The 1,868-nt window shown below is 39.0% G+C and carries 3 protein-coding genes; all 3 read right to left on the reverse strand.

All coding sequences use genetic code 11. From position 1 onward, the window contains the following. Window positions 1-172: 172 nt before the first annotated feature. On the reverse strand, window positions 173-538 hold the full coding sequence (locus V7L01_RS19505) for a type II toxin-antitoxin system PemK/MazF family toxin (RefSeq protein WP_335037492.1): 366 nt from the start codon (window positions 536-538) through the stop codon (window positions 173-175). Continuing rightward, window positions 531-869: a DUF2281 domain-containing protein gene (locus tag V7L01_RS19510; RefSeq protein ID WP_229489805.1), complete on the reverse strand. Its 339-nt coding sequence runs from the start codon at window positions 867-869 to the stop codon at window positions 531-533. Before V7L01_RS19510 ends, V7L01_RS19505 begins: the two co-directional genes overlap by 8 nt. Window positions 870-1,009: 140 nt before the next feature. Then, window positions 1,010-1,868, reverse strand: an 859-nt coding sequence (locus V7L01_RS19515; RefSeq protein ID WP_335037495.1) for a tetratricopeptide repeat protein, incomplete at its 5' end; no start/stop codon positions are given.

Genomic DNA, 1,868 nt, shown 5'->3' on the forward strand with positions numbered 1-1,868 from the left:
TCTGCTGGTTAGAGAGTTACGTATTAGAAAGTATCAAAAAATATAAGTATTCTAGCGATCGCTCTTCTCTTAAAAACTTTTTGGTTTACTGATTAATTTCAGTGAATATTTTCAGTAGAAGTGTGAAGGCGATCGCTACATCTAAATTGTATTTATCTCAAGATGCTATTTTTCAGTCGTTGCTTTCAGGAGCATAATCAATACAAATAATTAAACCGTCTAGTAATTCTTGCATGACGGCTGTTGAAACTTTTCCTAAACACCGGACAAATCGCTCAGTTGTTACACTACGAACTTGCAAAATATTACCTGCTGAGTTTGAGTCTAAGCCATTTTCATTAGTTTGCTGGATAGGAATCATGAAAATGCGATTTTGGAATTTAGGCTGCCATGTTGCTACAGGAATAATAATTCGCATTGGAATAGAAATAAAGATATCAGAACTAATCACAACAGCAGGGCGAGTCTTCTGAATTTCTTGCCCTCTGGTTGGATCGAGTTGCACTAGCCAAATCTCACCTTTTTTAGGATTAGTCATTCTCGGTTTCCCAGTCTTCACCATCCAGAACGGCAAACTCTGTTAATTCTGGGTCATTCAAAAAATCTTCGGCTATTGCGGCGATAAAAGGTTCTAGTATTTTGTGACGTTCTGCTATAGGTAGTCGAGCAATTTCTCGGAGAGATAACCGTTTTTGCTGTTGGAGATTTGATGAGATATTAGAATCTGAATCTTCAGTGTTTAACTCCTGGTGATTAGCTGTTTTTTTGACAAGAAACTCAACAAAATCTAGGACTTCTTGTTGCTTGTCATTCGATAGAACTCGCAGATTATCTAATACTGCTTGTTCAATATTGATTGTTTCTGACATTTGATTTCGGTTCTTCAAGATAGGTTAAGTTTTTAATTTGTCATTTATACGCATCGCTATTAATTTCAGTGAATATTTTCAGTAGAAGTGTGAAGGCGATCGCTACATTAATCGCTACATTAATTTAGTCTTTATAGCGGTTATTGAATTAAAGCTTGAAACCGCTCATCTTCCCGGATACTATCAAAATCTGAGTCATTTTTTGCCATCTCTCGATATTCATCAGAATTCAGATTAATTGCTTGTTGTAGATTTTCTAGTGCCTGCTCAACATTACCTTGAAGGGCATAATTGTAAGCTTTATTGTACCAAGCTTCGTGTTTATCTGGTTTAAATTTCAGTGCTTGGTTGTAGGATGCGATCGCTTCTTCATTGCGTTCTAATTTGCCTAGCGCATTGCCCCGATTGTACCAAGCTTGGTGTAAATCTGGTTTAAATTTCAGTGCTTGGTCGTAGGATGCGATCGCTTCTTCATTGCGTCCTAATTTGCCTAGCGCAATGCCCCGATTGTACCAAGCTTGGTGTAAATCTGGTTTAAATTTCAGTGCTTGGTCGTAGGATGCGATCGCTTCTTCATTGCGTCCTAAATCATCTAGCGCAATACCCCGATTGTACCAAGCTTTGTCTTTATCTGGTTTAAATTTCAGTGCTTGGTCGTAGGATGCGATCGCTTCTTCATTGCGTCCTAATTTGCCTAGCGCATTGCCCCGATTGTTCCAAGCTTCATCTTTATCTGGTTTAAATTTCAGTGCTTGGTCGTAGGATGCGATCGCTTTTTCAAAGCGTCCTAAATCTTTTAGTGCAATACCCCGATTGTTCCAAGCGTTGTCTTTATCTGGTTTAAATTTCAGTGCTTGGTCGTAGGATGCGATCGCTTCTTCATTGCGTCCTAATTTGCCTAGCGCAATGCCCCGATTGTACCAAGCTTCGTGGTAATCTGGTTTAAATTTCAGTGCTTGGTCGTAGGATGCGATCGCTTCTTCATTGCGTCCTAAATCA

Source organism: Nostoc sp. (genome assembly GCF_036917095.1).
Taxonomy (GTDB): Bacteria; Cyanobacteriota; Cyanobacteriia; order Cyanobacteriales; family Nostocaceae; genus Nostoc.